Source organism: Marinoscillum sp. MHG1-6 (assembly GCF_024714475.1).
Lineage (GTDB): Bacteria > Bacteroidota > Bacteroidia > Cytophagales > Cyclobacteriaceae > JAMZMI01.
This window is the reverse complement of record NZ_JAMZMI010000007.1, coordinates 1-18,373: the sequence shown is the minus strand read 5'-3', so window position 1 is coordinate 18,373 and position 18,373 is coordinate 1. Positions and strand designations below refer to the sequence as shown.

At 42.2% G+C, this 18,373-nt stretch carries 15 protein-coding genes; 10 read left to right on the top strand and 5 right to left on the bottom strand.

Translation table 11 applies throughout. The features are described from left to right. Positions 1-80: 80 nt before the first annotated feature. Both NXR94_RS14325 and lpdA read left to right on the top strand, forming a co-directional pair. On the top strand, positions 81-317 hold the full coding sequence (locus NXR94_RS14325) for a four helix bundle protein (RefSeq protein WP_258105347.1): 237 nt from the start codon (positions 81-83) through the stop codon (positions 315-317). Positions 318-370: 53 nt separating this feature from the next. Then, positions 371-1,765, top strand: coding sequence for a dihydrolipoyl dehydrogenase (gene lpdA / locus NXR94_RS14320; RefSeq protein WP_258105346.1), 1,395 nt, complete (start codon positions 371-373; stop codon positions 1,763-1,765). A gap of 61 nt (positions 1,766-1,826) precedes the next feature. Here the strand turns inward: lpdA and NXR94_RS14315 are convergent, their stop codons facing one another. From NXR94_RS14315 to NXR94_RS14300, 4 genes are all read right to left on the bottom strand, one after another. After that, positions 1,827-2,696: a cation diffusion facilitator family transporter gene (locus NXR94_RS14315; RefSeq protein ID WP_258105345.1), complete on the bottom strand. Its 870-nt coding sequence runs from the start codon at positions 2,694-2,696 to the stop codon at positions 1,827-1,829. A gap of 66 nt (positions 2,697-2,762) precedes the next feature. Then, entirely contained in the window at positions 2,763-2,984 is a 222-nt protein-coding gene (locus tag NXR94_RS14310) for a hypothetical protein (protein ID WP_258105344.1), read from the bottom strand. A 37-nt stretch (positions 2,985-3,021) separates the two neighbouring features. Then, positions 3,022-4,848: a M1 family metallopeptidase gene (locus NXR94_RS14305; protein ID WP_258105343.1), complete on the bottom strand. Its 1,827-nt coding sequence runs from the start codon at positions 4,846-4,848 to the stop codon at positions 3,022-3,024. 225 nt (positions 4,849-5,073) lie between these two features. Then, entirely contained in the window at positions 5,074-5,604 is a 531-nt protein-coding gene (locus NXR94_RS14300; protein ID WP_258105342.1) for a dihydrofolate reductase family protein, read from the bottom strand. A 293-nt stretch (positions 5,605-5,897) separates the two neighbouring features. Between NXR94_RS14300 and carB the strand changes: the two genes are divergently transcribed. The 5 genes from carB (at position 5,898) to NXR94_RS14275 (ending at position 12,716) form a co-directional block, all read left to right on the top strand. Beyond that, a complete protein-coding gene (carB, locus tag NXR94_RS14295) occupies positions 5,898-8,711 on the top strand; it encodes a carbamoyl-phosphate synthase large subunit (RefSeq protein ID WP_258105341.1) in 2,814 nt (937 codons plus the stop codon). Between the two features lie 14 nt (positions 8,712-8,725). After that, positions 8,726-8,977: a DUF4834 family protein gene (locus NXR94_RS14290; protein ID WP_258105340.1), complete on the top strand. Its 252-nt coding sequence runs from the start codon at positions 8,726-8,728 to the stop codon at positions 8,975-8,977. A gap of 61 nt (positions 8,978-9,038) precedes the next feature. Continuing rightward, a complete protein-coding gene (gene accD, locus NXR94_RS14285) occupies positions 9,039-9,881 on the top strand; it encodes an acetyl-CoA carboxylase, carboxyltransferase subunit beta (protein ID WP_258105339.1) in 843 nt (280 codons plus the stop codon). A gap of 130 nt (positions 9,882-10,011) precedes the next feature. Further along, a complete protein-coding gene (gene nqrF / locus NXR94_RS14280; protein ID WP_258105338.1) occupies positions 10,012-11,310 on the top strand; it encodes an NADH:ubiquinone reductase (Na(+)-transporting) subunit F in 1,299 nt (432 codons plus the stop codon). Between the two features lie 227 nt (positions 11,311-11,537). Further along, the gene (locus tag NXR94_RS14275; protein ID WP_258105337.1) at positions 11,538-12,716 is read left to right on the top strand and encodes a formimidoylglutamase; all 1,179 of its coding nucleotides are present in this window, start codon (positions 11,538-11,540) and stop codon (positions 12,714-12,716) included. Here NXR94_RS14275 and NXR94_RS14270 read toward each other — a convergent pair whose 3' ends face one another. Then, complete coding sequence (locus tag NXR94_RS14270; protein WP_258105336.1) at positions 12,717-12,899, bottom strand: PspC domain-containing protein; 183 nt, start codon at positions 12,897-12,899, stop codon at positions 12,717-12,719. A gap of 535 nt (positions 12,900-13,434) precedes the next feature. On the opposite strand from NXR94_RS14270, the gene NXR94_RS14265 reads away from it, so the two are divergent. Genes NXR94_RS14265 through NXR94_RS14255 form a run of 3 tightly spaced genes read left to right on the top strand, consistent with a single transcriptional unit; the run spans position 13,435 to position 18,078 of the window. Then, a complete protein-coding gene (locus NXR94_RS14265) occupies positions 13,435-14,652 on the top strand; it encodes a glycoside hydrolase family 88 protein (RefSeq protein ID WP_258105335.1) in 1,218 nt (405 codons plus the stop codon). Then, positions 14,645-16,027, top strand: coding sequence for a BNR repeat-containing protein (locus tag NXR94_RS14260; protein WP_258105334.1), 1,383 nt, complete (start codon positions 14,645-14,647; stop codon positions 16,025-16,027). Before NXR94_RS14265 ends, NXR94_RS14260 begins: the two co-directional genes overlap by 8 nt. A gap of 2 nt (positions 16,028-16,029) precedes the next feature. Next, complete coding sequence (locus NXR94_RS14255) at positions 16,030-18,078, top strand: DUF2264 domain-containing protein (protein WP_258105333.1); 2,049 nt, start codon at positions 16,030-16,032, stop codon at positions 18,076-18,078. Positions 18,079-18,373 lie beyond the last annotated feature (295 nt).

The window sequence follows — 18,373 nt, the reverse complement described above, 5'->3', positions numbered from 1 at the left end:
ATGGCGATTAAATTGAGTGAAAAGGCTATCGGTTAACTGAAGGCTTTCCTTCTGATGAAAAATTTGGTCTGATAGCTCAAATGAGGCGATCATCTGTTTCTGTGCCTTCCAATATTGCAGAAGGAGCTGGAAGAAATACTAATGGAGAATTCAGGCAGTTTTTAGGGATAGCTGTTGGGTCTTTGTTTGAGTTAGAAACGCAACTGATACTTTCTGCCAGATTTGGGTATTCCAGTACCAGCAAAGTGGAAATATTGAATGATAATGTGGACTTGGTTCGTAAGATGATTTTCGCATTACAATGTTCATTAAAATAAATATTCATCCCTGTACCAAATACCTAAGTACCTGGTACTAAAAATTGAAAAACATGCAATACGATGTAACAGTAATCGGGTCAGGACCCGGAGGATATGTGGCCGCAATCAGATGCGCCCAGCTTGGCCTGAAAACTGCCATTATTGAAAAATACGACACATTGGGAGGTACCTGTCTCAATGTAGGTTGTATTCCGTCCAAAGCACTTTTGGATTCCTCTGAGCATTTTCATAATGCAGAGCATACGTTCAAAGAGCATGGCATTGATATCGCCAAACCAAAGGTGAACATCAAGCAAATGATTGCCCGTAAGACGGATGTAGTAAAGCAAAACACTGAGGGCATCAACTACCTGATGAGCAAGAACAAGATCGATGTTCATCACGGTCTGGGATCATTTGTGGATAAAAACACTATTAAGGTTACAGGTCAAGAAGAAAAAACCATCTCTACAGATAAAGTGATTATCGCAACAGGTTCCAAACCTTCGACACTTCCTTTCATCAAATTGGATAAGAAAAGAGTAATCACGAGTACAGAAGCACTTGAACTCAAAGAGGTACCCAAGCACCTTGTGATTATCGGAGGAGGAGTGATCGGTCTGGAATTGGGGTCGGTATATGCAAGATTAGGTGCTAAGGTGTCGGTAGTGGAGTTTCTGGATAACATTATCCCGACGATGGACAGCACGCTGGGTAAGGAACTTCAGAAATCTCTGAAAAAACTGGGTTTTGATATCTATCTAAGCCATAAAGTGACTGCGGTTGAGGCCAAAGGAAAAGAGGTGACAGTTACGGCAGATACACCTAAGGGAGATAAGTTGGAGTTGAAAGGAGATTATTGTCTTGTCTCAATTGGTAGAAGACCCTACACAGATGGGCTTGGATTGGAGAATGCCGGCGTAAAAGTGACAGAAAGAGGCCAGATTGAGACTGATGAGCACTTGAAAACTAATGTGGACAATATCTGGGCAATTGGCGATGTTGTGAAAGGAGCTATGCTTGCGCACAAGGCTGAGGAGGAAGGCGTTTTTGTTGCAGAACAGATGATGGGTCAAAAGCCTCATATTAATTACAACCTGATCCCGGGAGTCGTTTATACCTGGCCGGAAGTGGCAGGTGTAGGTTTTACCGAAGAGCAGCTAAAAGAGCAAAAGAGAGCTTATAAAACAGGTAAGTTTCCATTTAAGGCCCTGGGAAGGGCTCGCGCCTCAATGGACGTTGATGGGCTTGTGAAGGTGTTGGCTGACAAGGAGACGGATGAAATTCTTGGCGTCCATATCATTGGAGCCAGAGCTGCAGATATGATTGCGTCGGCAGTTACCGCGATGGAATTCCGGGCATCAGCAGAGGATGTTTCGAGAATGTCTCATGCTCACCCAACCTACATGGAAGCGGTTAAGGAAGCTTGCCTTGCAGCTACTGAGAACAGACCATTGCATATTTAATTCTTTAGATATAATCAGAATAAGAGGGACTCGTTTGGGTCCCTTTTTTTGTATCAGGCAACTAGGCAGAAGGCTCAATATGGATCAGTACTTCTCCCACCTGAGGAAGTTGTTCCTTCAAAGTATCTTTCAATACATGGGCCAGGCTATGTCCTTCTTTGACGCTAATTTCAGCATTGACTATGGCATGTAGGTCGACATGAAAGACCATTCCCGTTTTTCTAATATAGCATTTTTCAGTGCCGAGAATTCCAGGCACATTTCCTGAGATGATTCTGATTTCGTCTACCAGATCTTCATATCGGTGTTCATCCATTATCTCACCGAGTGCAGGTCTGAATATAAGGTAACTATTGTATAGTATAAATCCTGAAGCAAAAAGAGCCGCCCAATCATCAGCTGTTTCATAACCTTCCCCCATAATAAGGGCTATAGCAATACCGATAAATGCAGCCACAGATGTAATCGCATCACTTCGATGATGCCATGCATCTGCCTTGAGGGAAGAACTATTCGTTCGTTTGCTTTTTCTCAAGACGATTCTGAAAGAAACTTCCTTCCAAATGATAATGAGCCCTAGTATGATCAGGGTCCAGGGTGCAGGTGTTTTGTGTGGTGTTTGTATCCTTTCAATGCTTTCATAGGCGATAATAGTCGCAGAGGTTACCAGAAAGGCAACTACGATAAATGTTATCAGAGGCTCAATTTTACCATGACCGTAGGGATGGTTTTCATCTGCAGGGCGTTTGGCATATCGGAGTCCAAGCAACACCAAAAAGGAGGAGAAAATGTCCGAGGTTGATTCAATGGCATCTGCTATCAGCGCATAGGAATGACCGAAGAAACCGGCAGCACCTTTGACTATAGCCAACAATGAGTTACCTATGATACTGAAATAGATGGTTTTTATGCTCTCTTTTGCTCCAGTCATTATTAGTATGCCTCAAACAAAAAAGGAAGACCTTCCGATCTTCCTTTTAATAAAAGGGTTGATATTTTATTTCATCGATTTGTAAACTCTCAGAAGTCCAAGCAAACCCAGAATAGCCCCGGCAATCAGGGAGGCATAATAGGAGCCTGAACTCATTGTGTAAGAACCAGAGAGTTCATTGTTAATGATTTGTCCAAGTCCCGCTTTTGGTGAATGCGTAATAGCCCAGTAGATTACAAATCCGCCCACCAGAACCAATACAAGTCCTCTAATAAGTCCACTTTTCATATTTGAATTCTTTTTTCGGAAAGATAATAAAATTAGCCTATTCAGCCCTCCAGTGATTGTTACTGTTAATGGCGTCTGGGCCATTCATAGTTTTAAGTTCAATATTCTTTATTTTGATTGAATTGCTAATGGTGGTAGTGTAGAGGCTTTTATTTTTCCAAACCTCCGGACTGGTCATGATTTTAAGCCGACTATCGTCCTGATAGGTAATATGAATTTCTACTGCAATGGGACGCCCGCCCACATTTTCAATTACCAATTTCCCATCTTTAAAACTTTTTATGGCCACGTCAGGATATCCCCAATCAAAATACCATGCCTTCCAAAACCAGGTAAGGTCCTGTCCGGACACGTCATCGAAAGTGAAGAAAAAATCATAAGGTGTCGGGTGTTTATTCTTCCAACGATCCATGAAGGTGTTTAGGCAGCGAGTAAACGTATCTTTTCCTAGTAAATGAAGTAGTGCATGGTAGGATTGTGAAGCAATGTCATAAGAATTTACTCCGTAATTTTTTGGGATCGAATAAGTCTGAACCATCAGTGGAGGATTGTCATAGGAGGCGAATCGTTCACGACTTTTGTAAGACTCAAGGTTAACATTGGTGAAGTAGTCTTCTGCAAATTCGGCCATTCCCTCATCCATCCATGCAAAGCGTTTTTCATTGATGCCCATGAGAAAGGGAAAATACATGTGCATCATTTCATGAATTGTCAATAGTTTGTTGGCTTCATAGTCAGAATAGGGAACACCTTCTGCTCGATAATTTGCTCTGGCGTGGTCATTACACATTCCCGGAAATTCCATTCCACCACCGATCTCGCCATTGAAAGCCACAAAATGTTCATATGGGAAGGGATGAACAGGGAAATCGTTATGAAAGGTTTGGAGTCCCTCTTTTTCAATATCCAGCACCAATCCGAAACTCTTATTTTTTGGATGGTATGCTGAATTCAAAAAGTAGGTCCCCATTTCATCGGTATAAGTGCAGGCCTCCCACAAGTAGTGATCGCTAAACGAAAAGACGAAATCCGGGAAATCTTCAAGGCTATATTTCCATACATTGGTGCGCATTTTAAGACCTTTTTTGATGTCTTTGTTACTTACAATAACTACTTTTTCATTGGATTTTTTAGCTTGTCCTAGCCTGTTCTGGATTTTACCCGGGAATATTTCATATCCATTAGATGGTGCCGCAGATGCCCAGATGATATAATTGTCCGGGATGGTGATTTCGATATTAAAATCTGAAACGTCATGATAGAATTCTGCTTTTCCGTCAAAATCAATCATATCCCATCCGAAGACATCATCAAACACGGCAATTTCCGGATACCAGTAGGCCACCAGCATGCTGGTTTCATCATAGGCACCATCCCGATCTACTTTTTCAGGAATAGTAATGCTCCAATCTACTTTCAATACCAGGGAGTCTCCTGGGATTAATGGGTTGTTCTCAAGAGATATGTTGTAATAGGTTGCACTTTTTTTGACCCTTTTACTGTCATTAATATCTATTTCCTGACCGTCGATCTTCAGCTTGGAGATAATCATCCCGTCATCATATAGGTCTTTATAGGAATGGAAAACTATTTTATCTAAAGCCACATCCTGATAATTGAAATAGGTGATTTTCCCGGAAGCTGTCAGTTGTCTGGTTGCTGGGTCTACTACAGCGCTGATATCATATCGGCTACTATTTTGCTTGTAGGTAGAGGATACCGTCCCATCCCAGGTTCTGGTGCCATTATCATAGGCTCTTTTGAATTCAATAGGCATGTACAGCCCGGGTTGAGCCAGGGCTCGATTTACCAGAATGGATAATGAGGTGAGGAGAACAAGAATCAAGAACTTTTGGTGGAGCATAAAAAGCAGGATAAGTAAAATCTGAAAGCTGGACCTAACATCGCCATGCGAGAAAAAGCCAGTGTCCTCTGGCTTTTTCTACATGACAATTTTCACACTAATAAAACAACGTCAAATCATGTACAATGTAAGGTAACCGAGGCGTTAGTAAAAATCAGGCTTTTTGATCAGTCTATATTCCGTTTAAGCGGTCGTGATTTTGTTGGAACCACCCAAAGGAGCACTTCAATTATTGCGGTAATGCAGTAAAGATGCGCCTGATTTATACCTTTTGTTCTCTATTAATTGGAGCCGTTTCATTGATTGGTGATCTGAAAAAAGCGGTATTCCCTTTCCTAAAATAATCGGCATGACAAATACCATGTATTCATCAATGAGATCAGACTGGTTCAAAAGTGTATTGACTTCCGCTCCTCCAATTAACCAGATATCCTTTCCGACCTGTTGTTTGAGTTCTTGTATGAAGGTGATATGATCGCTAAAAACGAAAGTGGCATATTCATCTTCCACCAGCTCTGCATTTCGAGTGATCACAAAGTTCTTTTTGTCTTTGTAAGGAAATTCGATTGGGAAAGACAGCACCTGCCGATAGGTTGCGTTTCCCATAATGGTGGTGTCCACGCGATCAAGCAAAGCGGGGTAACCATAATCATTTTGATCAGGATTGGGGAGTGATTCGAGCCAGTCAACGCTTCCCTCAGTATCCGCTATTTTACCATCGAGGCTTATCGCTATGTAAAGGACTATTTTTCTCATCTCAATTTTTTTCATCTCTAATGTAAGGTAGTAGTCAAGGATAAGCTATACCTATTTAAACTTTTAGCCTTTTTGATGGTTTAGCCTGCAGTTGCAATCGTAAAAGGATTTTCTCAGGACAGGACATAGGTAAGAGTAAAAATAATTTTGGCAACTGAAGTGGCATTAGGGCACTTTTTAGAATGCATAATTTGGCACAATGCTAAATTTTCAAAATTTAACTTTTCCTGTCTCGGACTCGTGACTTACTTTTGCGTCAATTTGTACTTTTAGTAACCACCACATCTACACTAATGCCAAAAGATTCAAGTATTAAGTCAGTTCTAATCATCGGGAGTGGTCCCATTATTATTGGTCAGGCGTGTGAGTTTGATTACTCAGGCTCTCAGGCTTCAAAGTCTCTTCGTGAAGAAGGCATAGAAGTAACCCTGATTAACAGCAATCCTGCTACGATCATGACTGACCCGGTAACGGCTGACAACGTTTACCTCAAGCCATTGACCAAGCAGTCTATCAAGGAGATACTTGAAAAACACCAAATCGATGCTGTGCTCCCTACTATGGGAGGGCAAACTGCGCTTAACCTGGCTATCGATTGTGATAAAGCTGGAATTTGGAATAAATACGGAGTCAAAATGATCGGGGTCGATATCGGCGCGATTGAAACCACTGAGGACAGGGAGAAGTTCCGTCTGAAAATGCAGGAAATCGGAGTAGGGGTTTGTAAAGGTGAAACAGCCACTTCATTCCTGAAAGGAAAAGAAATTGCACAGGAGATTGGGTTTCCTTTGGTTATCCGACCTTCTTACACACTTGGTGGTTATGGAGGAGGATTTGTGAATTCTCCCGAAGAATTTGATAAAGCTCTGAATGCCGGATTACAGGCATCCCCAATCCACGAGGTATTGGTGGAGCAAAGTATTCTGGGCTGGAAAGAATATGAGTTAGAGCTTCTTCGAGACAATCTGGGCAATATCATCATCATTTGTTCTATTGAGAACTTCGATCCAATGGGTGTTCACACGGGTGACTCTATTACCGTAGCGCCTGCGATGACGCTTCCTGATACTGTATATCAGAGAATGCGTGACATGGCAAAAACGATGATGAATGCGATCGGTCAGTTTGCCGGAGGGTGTAACGTGCAGTTCTCTGTTCACCCTGAAACAGATGATATCATTGGTATTGAGATCAATCCAAGGGTATCGAGATCATCAGCGCTTGCTTCGAAAGCAACAGGTTATCCGATTGCTAAAATTGCTGCAAAGCTTGCAATTGGATACAACCTTGATGAATTGAAAAACCAAATCACGAAAACGACTTCTGCTTACTTCGAACCGGCATTGGATTACGTGATTGTAAAGATTCCACGTTGGAACTTCGACAAGTTCCAGGGATCAGATAGAAAATTGGGACTTCAGATGAAGTCAGTGGGTGAGGCCATGGGTATCGGTCGAAACTTCCAGGAGGCATTACAAAAGGCTTGTCAGTCACTTGAGATCAAGAGAAATGGTCTTGGTGCTGATGGTAGAGAACTTAAAGACCAACAAGCCATTCTTTATAGCCTGGAGCATCCTAGCTGGAACAGACTTTTCCATATTTATGATGCGTTCAAATTGGGCATTCCGTTTAAGACGATCCATAAGCTTACGAAAATTGACCCTTGGTTCCTGCACCAGATAGAGGAGTTACTCTTGTTGGAAAAGGAGATCGAGAAGTTTTCACTTGACGAGCTTCCGAAGGAACTTTTGAAGGAGGCCAAAGAAAAGGGCTACGCTGACAGACAAATCGCGCACCTTTTGAATTGTCTGGAGAGCCAGGTTTACGCTAAAAGGAATGACTTAGGCATCAAGCGTGTCTATAAACTCGTGGATACCTGTGCTGCTGAGTTCGAAGCTCAGACACCTTATTATTACTCTGCGTTTGATGAGGAAAATGAGTCTGAGGCCAGTGATAAGAAAAAGGTAGTGGTACTTGGGTCAGGTCCTAACAGAATCGGGCAAGGTATCGAGTTTGACTACTCTTGTGTTCATGGGGTTCTGGCTGCAAAGGAATGCGGTTATGAGACGATCATGATCAATTGTAACCCTGAAACGGTATCAACTGATTTTGATGTTGCGGATAAGCTTTATTTCGAACCTGTTTTCTGGGAGCACATCTATGACATCATTCTTCATGAGAAGCCAGTTGGAGTGATTGTTCAGTTGGGAGGACAGACAGCATTGAAATTGGCTGAGAAGCTGGAACGATATGGTATCAAGGTTATTGGTACCAGCTATGATGCGCTTGATCTTGCAGAAGATAGAGGAAGATTCTCAGATCTATTAAAGGAGCAAGGCATCCCCTATCCAAAATACGGAACGGTTGAGGATGGTGATCAGGCAATCGAACTTTCAAGAGAGATCGGGTATCCTATGCTTGTAAGACCAAGTTATGTTCTTGGTGGTCAAAGCATGAAAATTGTGATCAACGAGCAGGAGATGGAGGAACACGTGGTGAACCTTCTTAAGGACAAGCCTGACGGCCGGATCCTACTGGATCACTTCCTTGAGGGAGCTATCGAAGCGGAATCTGATGCGATCTGTGATGGAGAAAATGTGTACATCATTGGAATCATGCAGCATATAGAGCCTGCAGGTATTCATTCCGGTGACTCATATGCAGTTCTTCCACCGTATAACCTGGGAGACCTTGTTATGAGACAAATCGAGGAGTACACTGTTAAGATCGCGAAAGCATTGAAGACAGTCGGTTTGATCAATATCCAGTTCGCTATCAAGGATGATAAAGTTTACATCATCGAGGCCAATCCACGTGCGTCACGTACTGTGCCGTTTATTTGTAAAGCCTACCAGGAGCCATATGTGAATTATGCGACGAAGGTGATGCTGGGTGAGAAGAAGGTGACTGACTTTGACTTCAAGCCGGTTAAGAAGGGGTATGCCATCAAGGAGCCCGTATTCTCATTCCATAAATTCCCGAATGTAAATAAGGAGCTTGGACCAGAGATGAAATCTACCGGAGAGGCGATCTATTTTATCGATGATCTGATGGACGACTATTTCATGGAAATTTACGCAGAACGAAACCTCTACCTGTCTAGATAAGTTAGAAGGTTACTATGATTTGGGTATTAATTAAATTTCTATTGATCGCTTACCTCATTTACAAACTCGTTGGGTTTGTAGTGAGGTTGCTGTTTGCGAATGCATTTCAGCAGCAAAAAGTATATAATCAAAACAATCATCAGGCGCCAAAGCACAAACCATCAGGAGGTAATGTGAGTATCGATTATGTGCCTGATAATAACACCAAAAACCCGGGGAGCATTAAAGGAGGAGAGTATGTGGATTATGAGGATGTTAAAGATTAACATTCTTAGACGATCTTCAACTTTTCACTTAGCTTTGCGACCCTGACAATTTGATCTACTTATGGCTTGGTTTAAAAGACAAGACAAAGGAATCCAAACTCCTACAGAGCACAAGAAAGAAGCACCTGACGGACTTTGGTATAAAACACCTAAAGGAAACATCATTCATATGCGTGAGCTCAAGAACAACGCATATGTGTGTCCCGACGACGATTATCATGTGAGAATCGGATCTGCAGAGTATTTTGAAATACTCTTCGACGGAAACAAATTCAAAGAGTTGGATGAAAATTTGAGCTCGGCTGACCCTCTAAAGTTTGTGGACACTAAGAAATACCCGGACAGAATCGCAGCTAGCCAGAAGAAAACCGGTCTTAAGGATGCGGTAAGATCTGCGCATGGTAAGATGAACGGTCTTGATCTCGTGGTTTCTTGTATGGATTTCGCTTTCATCGGAGGATCAATGGGTTCTGTGGTGGGAGAGAAAATCGCAAGAGCGATAGATTATTCATTGGAGCACAAGATACCATTCCTGATGATTTCGAAATCAGGTGGTGCACGTATGATGGAGGCAGGCTTCTCATTAATGCAAATGGCAAAAACTTCTGCCAAACTTGCATTGTTGTCGGAAGCTAAAATTCCTTACATCTCTTTATTGACTGATCCAACTACCGGTGGTGTGACAGCATCTTTTGCTATGCTGGGGGATTTCAATATTGCAGAGCCGGGTTCCTTAATTGGTTTTGCCGGACCTAGAGTAATCAGGGAAACGATCGGTAAGGATCTCCCAAAGGGCTTTCAAAGTGCGGAATTTGTTTTGGATCATGGCTTCCTTGATTTTATTGTGGATAGACGCCAGCTTAAAACAAAGCTTACTTCGCTGCTTAATCTATTAAGCAAGTAATCCAGGATTGATTTATATCGAACGAAAATAGTTGAAAATCAACGAGACATTTAGGAAGTATGGGCTTTCACTCTCTATGGTTATCAACTATATTTGTCGCGTTTTAATAAACTCATAAAGGTTTTTACCTATGTCATCAGTAGTTATCACAGCGGTTATCGCTTTTACAGCAGTAATCCTCCTTTTGGTGTTGATCCTTCTGTTTGCTCAGTCCAAATTGGTGCAATCAGGCCCGGTCAATATTATTATTAATGGAGACGAAGCCAATCCTGTTACCGTTTCAGCTGGATCTTCCCTTCTATCTACTCTTTCTGGTCAAAAGGTTTTCTTGCCATCTGCCTGCGGAGGTGGAGGAACCTGTGCCCAGTGTAAGTGTACTGTAGTAGAAGGTGGCGGAGAAGTATTACCTACTGAGTTGGGCCACCTGAGTCGTTCTGAACAAAAGGAAGGAGTTCGATTAGGATGTCAGGTCAAGGTAAAACAAGATATGAGAATCGAGATACCTGAAGAAATCTTCGGTATCAAGAAATGGGAAGCGACTGTGGTAAGAAACTACAACGTGGCTTCATTCATTAAAGAATTTGTGGTAGAGATTCCTGAAGACATGGATTATCAGGCTGGAGGTTATATCCAGATTGAAATTCCTGAATGTGAGGTACATTACAAAGACATAGATATTACGGCTCACCCTGAGGAGCACGATGATCCAAAGAAATTCCAGATGGAATGGGACAAATTCGGTCTTTGGGATCTGAAAATGAAAAATACTGACATCGTTGAACGTGCATACTCCATGGCTTCTTATCCAGCGGAAGGAAGAGAGATCATGCTGAACGTTAGGGTGGCAACCCCACCTTGGGATAGAGCTGCGAATAAGTGGATGGCTGTTAATCCGGGTATTGCATCATCTTATATTTTCTCAAGAAAACCTGGTGATAAGGTAACAATTTCAGGACCGTACGGTGAATTCTTCATCAATCCTTCTGAAGCAGAGATGCTTTACGTTGGTGGTGGAGCAGGGATGGCACCAATGAGGTCTCATTTGTATCACCTGTTCAAAACTTTGAAAACAGGAAGAAAGGTAACTTACTGGTACGGTGGTAGATCAAAAAGAGAGCTGTTCTATCTAGATCACTTCTACGAACTTGAGAAACACTTCCCGAACTTCAGTTTTTACATAGTGCTTTCAGAACCACTTCCTGAAGATAACTGGAAAGTGAAAAAGGATGTTGATGATAAAGAAGGAGATGGCTTCTTAGGTTTTGTTCACCAGGCGGTGATTGATCAATACCTTAGCAAGCACGATGCTCCAGAAGAAATTGAATTATATTTCTGTGGACCACCATTGATGAATGCGGCGGTTCAGAAAATGGGAGAGGATTTTGGAATCCCGGATGAGAATATTCGATTCGATGATTTCGGTGGATAATCATCAGATAAAAAAAGGGAAAGCAACGCTTTCCCTTTTTTGTTTATTTGTAACTGGTTCTTACATCAGTTAGGGTTCTGTAAAGGTACTATTGGATGGTTTTAAAGTTGGCCTATCTGTTGTTTAATTAACAGTTCTATGTAAAGAAATGATGGATAAACAATAAATGATGGGCTCCATTAAAATTGCATCTGCTAATATTTCACAGTTTTATTTAGTTTGCTGTCATGCAAGACCTGGACTTAAAACTTTTCTTTGATCCCATTCCCCCTTATGTTGAGATAGATACTTCTATTCAAGGTAGTATAGGACAATCCATTTTTATTAATCAGGGTTCAATGCCTGATTACGATGGGCTGGATATTGCGTTAATTGGTTTGGTTGAAGGCAGAGGAGAGAAGGAGGACCACCGGGAGGGGATAGCTAAAGGTCCGGATGCCATCCGGCAGAGCTTTTATTCCCTGAAAAAAGGCTCTGATGGACTGAAAGTGGTTGATCTGGGTAATTTTCGAAATGGACCGGATCTGGAAGATACCTACCTGAGGTTGAAAGAGGTATGTAGCTTCTTGATGAGGCATAACATTGTACCAGTCTTTTTTGGAGGGTCACATGATATGACACTGGGACAATATTTCGGATATGAAGATGCGGATAAGCTGATCACCGTTTTGAATGTTGACAATAAACTGGATCTGGGTGACCCTGCTAAAGGTCATTTACCATCTGGTTCGCATATTCAAAGGATTATCAAACATGATCCGAACTATCTTTTCAACTATTATCACCTCGGCTACCAGTCGTACTTAGTGGGATCAGCAGAATCTGATCTAATGGAACGATTAAGCTTTGAGGCTATTCGCCTGGGAGTGGTCAAAGAAAACATTAAGGACCTGGAGCCTGTGGTCAGGGATGCCGATATGATGAGTATTGATGTCTCCGCACTGCAAGCACAATACGCTCCTGGAGCATTGGATGCCAAGGTTTATGGTCTGACGGGAGAGGAAGCATGCCAAATTTGCTGGTATGCCGGATTGAACGATAAGTTAAGCTCAGTAGGTATCTACGGATATGATCAATCAAGGGATGATCTCAGTATGAAAACCTCCTTTGTGATAGCAACCATGGTATGGTACTTCATTGAAGGCTTTTACAATCGCAAGGGAGATAAGAACTTCAGGTCAAACGACTACCTGATCTATGAAGTACCACTTGGTGGAGACCCGTCTTCTATTAAATTCTTTAAAAGTAAAATTTCAGAGAAGTGGTGGATGGAAGTCCCTCACCCGGAAGAAACCGATGGTTTTATGCGGAGCAGGATGATCCCATGCAATTATTCGGATTATGAAAAGGCGTTAGACGGAGACGTCCCCAATCGTTGGATTACAACCTATTCCCGGTTTACCTGATCAGGCTTCTGGCATGATGATCCACAGGATCAGGTAAATCAATACCCCAAAGCCGAAGCTGAAAATCGTAAGGATGACATAGGCGATTCGTATAATAGTAGGATCCAGATTCAAATATTGTGCGATTCCGCCGCAAACTCCTGCGATCATCCTGTCTTTGGATCGTGTTAATCTCTTTGTCATAGTATTGATTTTGTTGTATGAAAAGTTAATGGATTATTACGGTTCTAATGAACTGAATACTTATTTTCTTAGATCGTTGAGTATAATAAGAAGCTGCTTATGGAAAGTTTTCGTTGCACTTTCAATTGCTGCTGAACTATGGGTTTGCTGTTGAGCTACTTGTGGTAGGTGGCCAAGCCTGTTGGATATCAGGTTGGGAAAAAGCTGAGAATGCAAGGATATCAGAATTGCAATGAGGATTCCTAAAATAAGAACCCATGTCCTTACTCGGTTTTTGTTAGGTTTTTGTTCGGAGGTGATCATAGCACGTGATGAAAGCCAATCCCTATGCCAAAAAATGTAATTGTCTGAAAATCAGGAATATAATTTGATATTTACGATCAAAATGAAAAAGAATGTCCGTTTTTGAACGACAAATTCTAAAATCTGGACAGTTGAGACTGCAACGAGTCGCAGGTGATGGGTGGCCCGGTGAGGTGGTTTAATTTTATGTTAATTCTGAAAGCTCTATTATTGTCGCTTTGACAATAAAAAAATGAAGAGATATTATTTCAGAACCCTCTGGTGTGTTGTGATGATTGCCTTATCTGCTTGTGGTGAGCATGCCGGGGATAGCAATACTGACTGGGTAGAGAAGAGCATACACATGGCCGCAACGCAATATAAAGAGTTGATGTCCGATTTACCGGAAGGCCAGTTTCCTAAGACCTATGAAAATAGTGAATTGAAAACCAGTAGTTCTGACTGGTGGTGTAGTGGATTTTATCCAGGGACGCTTCTGTATCTTTATCAGGCTACGGGAGATGCCGTTCTCTACCGGGAAGCGCTTAAAAAACTGCGTGTGCTTGAAAAGGAACAGTTTAACACGACAACCCATGATCTGGGCTTTATGATGTTTTGCAGCTTCGGAAATGCTCTTAAGGTAAGCGGAGACAAACGTTTTGAGGATATTATATATACATCTTCGAAGTCCCTTGCCACCAGGTTCAACCCCTCTGTAGGAACCATACGTTCCTGGGATCCCGCCCCCTGGAATGATAAATGGGCGTACCCGGTAATCATCGATAACATGATGAATCTGGAAATGCTGCTATGGGCAGGTAAAAGCTATGAAGATAGTGCTTTGATCAAGGTGGCAATCACTCATGCGGATACCACTTTAATCAATCATTTTCGTCAGGATTACAGCAGCTATCATGTTGTGTCATATGATACAATTACCGGGGAGGTAGAGATGAAAAATACGGATCAGGGGTATGCGGATGAATCATCATGGGCACGAGGACAGGCGTGGGGTCTGTACGGATTCACAGTGATGTATCAGTATACAAAGGACCCAAAATACCTTGAGCACGCTACAGGCATTGCAAATTTCATCTTAAATCATCCAAATCTTCCGGAAGACAAAATACCATACTGGGATTTTAACGCGCCCGACATCCCCAATGCAAAAAGAGATGCCTCGGCGGCAGCAGTGATTGCTTCAGCGCTTTTGAAGCTAAAGGATTATGTGGATCAGGAGTACTCTGAGCAATTATTCACGGAGGCTGAGAAAATATTGAGAACACTTTCATCTCGGGAGTATTTTTCTGAAGATGGTACAAACGGTGGTTTCATTTTGAAGCATTGCGTGGGTAACATGCCTGACAATACGGAAGTGGATGTGCCACTGTCGTATGCAGATTATTATTATGTAGAAGCATTGTTGCGCTATCAATCGGATCGATCAGAAGAAGAATTTAAAAATGAGTAAACTGCATAAACAAGTTTTACCTGGGATCGTGCAAAAGGAAAGGTGGTCTGCCTTGTTGGTTTTGGCTGTTCTGAGTGCTGTGGAGATTTTGTCGGGGTGTACTGTACAACATAATCTTTCAGTCTCAACACTGACGGAAGTGGGTAATGGATGGGCAAAAAATTCGGTGAATACCGTGATATTTAGAAAGAATTCCCTGGTATCAACAGAAAGCACCCAATACATTGCTTATTATGACCCCGAGGCCAGGCTGATATTGGGGCAACGTAACTTAAAGGGCTCTACGTGGCATACTCAGGAAACTCCATTCCAAGGCAATGCACGAGATGCACACAATTCGATCAGCATTGCTGTAGATGGAGATGGCTATCTCCATGTTTCATGGGACCACCACAACACTCCTCTTCGTTATGCACGGAGTATTGCTCCTGGATCGCTCATACTAGGGGAGGAAATGATCATGACCGGGCAAAGGGAACAATTGGTTTCCTATCCGGAGTTTTACCGATTTCCGGATGAGGATTTGCTTTTTTTCTATCGTGATGGTGGTTCGGGAAATGGTAGCCTTGTCATTAATAAGTACAGTTCTGCGAATCAGCAATGGACCCGCTTACAAGACATGTTGATTGACGGGGAAGGGCAGCGAAATGCCTACTGGCAGGCTTGTGTGGATCAGGATGGAGTTATTCATGTTTCCTGGGTGTGGAGAGAAAGTCCGGATGTGGCTTCCAACCACGATATGTGTTATGCCCGTTCACTTGATGGTGGAGTTAGCTGGCAAAGATCAAATGGAGAAGCTTATGAATTACCTATCACCGAATCTTCAGCAGAGGTAGTTTGCAGGATTCCAATGAATAGCGAACTGATCAATCAGACATCCATGGCTGTTAGCAGAGATGGTGAAGCATATATTGTGAGTTATTGGAAACCGCCGGGTAGTGAGGTGCCTCAGTATCATTTGGTTTATCAAAACCAGGGTGAATGGGAAGTGGAGAATCTCGGTTTTCGATCCCAACCCTTTAGTCTCAGCGGAATGGGAACAAAAAAAATCCCTATTTCCAGGCCGCAATTGGTATTGGGTGAAAAATCGGTGGTTTACGTCATTTTTAGGGATGATGAGAGGGGCAATAAAGTGTCAATAGCACAAAATGTTGCTCCCTTCAAAGGAGAATGGACGCTTACAGATTTGACGGATGGCGGCTATGGTTCCTGGGAGCCTACCCTTGATCATTCATTTTGGGTGACAGAAGGGGTTCTGAGCCTTTTGCTACAAAAAAATGAACAGGTTGATGGAGAAGGACTGTCTGAGATAGGTAGTAGTGTTATTAATGTGCTAGATCTGAAAGTAGCTCATGATAAAAAAGAAATAAAATAATTATGAGGAATAGAGGATGTATAGATGTTCTTACAATTATTACTAGTCTCATTCTAACCAGCCTGTTTTCACATGCGCAGGTTCAATCTATTATTTCGGAGGAAAATGAGAAGGAGGTATTCTCGGTAACAGATCCAGATTATGAGTTAAGTCCTTATACAGGGGTGACAATGAAGCATTGGTATGATGCTGCGTCATACCTTCTTGAAGGAGCTTTCGGTTACATAGATGATATAGATGATCCTATGCAGTTTCCTAAGCTTTCAGGGAAAAGCTACCCAACAAGTGAAGATCAAATTCCCACAGAAAAACTTGAAGGGCTATGTAGGACGTTATTCATTGCGGCTCCTTTGCTTCGGAAGAATCCAAGCCTGGTTGTGAATGGGGTGAATGTTTCCGAATACTATCGTCACCAGATATTGAATTTGCTTGATTCGACCCATGCGTCTTTTATCAGACCTCGAGCCCATGATGAAGGACCAAGTCAAATTTTAGTTGAATTTGGGGCATTGGCTATTTCATTATTTGTTGCCCCGGAGGCCCTTTGGGATCCACTTTCAAAGCAGCACAAAGACTTACTGGCTTCAACCATGCTGAGTTATGGAGATGGACCTACTATTCCTTCGAACTGGCGTTTTTTCAATATTTTCATTTTGAGTTTTTTCAAGGAACAGGGATACGAAATCAATGAAGTTCTGATGAAGGACTATCTTCAAAAATCCCTGGAGCATTATCGGTCAAATGGTTGGTATAATGATGCGCCTGCTTATGATTATTACAGTATGTGGGCCTTTCAGCTTTATGGCATCATTTGGGCAGAGTATTTTGGGAAAGAAAATTACCCTGACATAGCCGGTCAATTTGTAAGTAACTTCAAGGATCTGGAAGGCAATTACCCATATCTTTTCTCCGAAGACGGAAAAATGATCATGTGGGGAAGAAGCATTAGTTATCGATTCGCTTCCATCAGTCCGTTACCATTTACAGGATTGCAAGGCGAATCTTTCAATTATGGTTGGATGCGCAGGATTTCTTCGGGGGTGTTGCTTCAGTTTTTACAAAACCCAAGCTTTCTAAAAGATGATGTGCCGACGTTAGGTTTTTATGGCCACTATGAACCTGCAGTTCAGATATACAGTTGTCGTGGAAGCGTCTATTGGATGGGCAAGGCATTTTTAGGGCTTTTGATTCAGCAAGACAATCCTTTCTGGACATCTATAGAAAATAATGGGCCCTGGGAATCGGATTTTGAAAGCGATCAGGTCTATAATCATTTTCAAGGCAAAACGAACATCCTGATTACCAATTATACCGGGATTGGTGCTTCAGAAGTAAGGGCGTGGTGTCATGAAAAAGTAGCGGACGACTGGCAAAAGTTCAGGTCATCTGAGAATTACAACCGTCTTTCCTACAACAGCTCCTTTCCGTGGCAAGCCGATGGTAGTAATGGAGAAGTGGCAATGAATTATGTTGTTAAGAATGCTTTAGGTAAATGGGAAGCTTTTCGCCTTTATGACTTTAAGAAGTTTGAGTCAGGAGTATACTACCGGGATGTTGAACTTGAGACAGACTCCGAAATTAATATACAACTGGCTGAAATGCCCATGCCAAACGGTGTTTTGAGGGTTGATAGGAATTTGAGTAGTAAAACAATGGAGGTGCGACTGGGACATTATGCATTACCGAAACTGGATGATGAAATTCGGACTACAACAAGAGACCTGGGGAAATACAAGGCTACCATTATTGACAATGGCGTGTATCAGTTGGCCATGGTTCCTCTTGCGGGATGGGATGAGGTTGAGATAGTCAACTGTTCAGGGTTGCATCCTGAGAGTGATCAGAGTACTGTTCTGAATGCTACCTCTCAGTTTAGTCCCGAAGGAGGAAATATTTACTCCACCTTATTGCTTTGGAAAAAGTCTGGTGAAAAATGGAAAAAAAGTGAGCTTATGCCAGTAAAGAAGTTTAGTCCTTCGGATGGGGGAGTTTTAATTCGATTGAGAAAGGGGAAGGAAAAGGAATTAAAGGTTAACTACTATAATAACTAATAAGCATCGAACTCATTCATCATAACCTCCGCAGGATTGCTTTCAGCGATCCTTTGTTATCCGAATTCCGAAAGAAAAAACTGTTTGCACCCGTTTTCATTTTTCAGTCTAATCTGGAATGAATTCCGATTGCTCCAAAAAACGAAAACCCATCGCCTTCGCAATGGGTTTTTTCTTTCATAGTGACCTCCGCAGGATTCAAACGCGGGCGGCCAGCCCTGCAACCGGGGTTGCGGTTTGCTGAATATTGTTGATCATCAGGATTGCTTTCAGCGATCCTTTGTTATCCGAATTC

Coding starts and splice junctions, on each gene's coding strand:
- NXR94_RS14325 (WP_258105347.1), top strand. CDS start 81: ATGAGGCGATCATCTGTTTCTGTGCCTTCCAATATTGCAGAAGGAGCT.
- lpdA (WP_258105346.1), top strand. CDS start 371: ATGCAATACGATGTAACAGTAATCGGGTCAGGACCCGGAGGATATGTG.
- NXR94_RS14315 (WP_258105345.1), bottom strand. CDS start 2,696: ATGACTGGAGCAAAAGAGAGCATAAAAACCATCTATTTCAGTATCATA.
- NXR94_RS14310 (WP_258105344.1), bottom strand. CDS start 2,984: ATGAAAAGTGGACTTATTAGAGGACTTGTATTGGTTCTGGTGGGCGGA.
- NXR94_RS14305 (WP_258105343.1), bottom strand. CDS start 4,848: ATGCTCCACCAAAAGTTCTTGATTCTTGTTCTCCTCACCTCATTATCC.
- NXR94_RS14300 (WP_258105342.1), bottom strand. CDS start 5,604: ATGAGAAAAATAGTCCTTTACATAGCGATAAGCCTCGATGGTAAAATA.
- carB (WP_258105341.1), top strand. CDS start 5,898: ATGCCAAAAGATTCAAGTATTAAGTCAGTTCTAATCATCGGGAGTGGT.
- NXR94_RS14290 (WP_258105340.1), top strand. CDS start 8,726: ATGATTTGGGTATTAATTAAATTTCTATTGATCGCTTACCTCATTTAC.
- accD (WP_258105339.1), top strand. CDS start 9,039: ATGGCTTGGTTTAAAAGACAAGACAAAGGAATCCAAACTCCTACAGAG.
- nqrF (WP_258105338.1), top strand. CDS start 10,012: ATGTCATCAGTAGTTATCACAGCGGTTATCGCTTTTACAGCAGTAATC.
- NXR94_RS14275 (WP_258105337.1), top strand. CDS start 11,538: ATGCAAGACCTGGACTTAAAACTTTTCTTTGATCCCATTCCCCCTTAT.
- NXR94_RS14270 (WP_258105336.1), bottom strand. CDS start 12,899: ATGACAAAGAGATTAACACGATCCAAAGACAGGATGATCGCAGGAGTT.
- NXR94_RS14265 (WP_258105335.1), top strand. CDS start 13,435: ATGAAGAGATATTATTTCAGAACCCTCTGGTGTGTTGTGATGATTGCC.
- NXR94_RS14260 (WP_258105334.1), top strand. CDS start 14,645: ATGAGTAAACTGCATAAACAAGTTTTACCTGGGATCGTGCAAAAGGAA.
- NXR94_RS14255 (WP_258105333.1), top strand. CDS start 16,030: ATGAGGAATAGAGGATGTATAGATGTTCTTACAATTATTACTAGTCTC.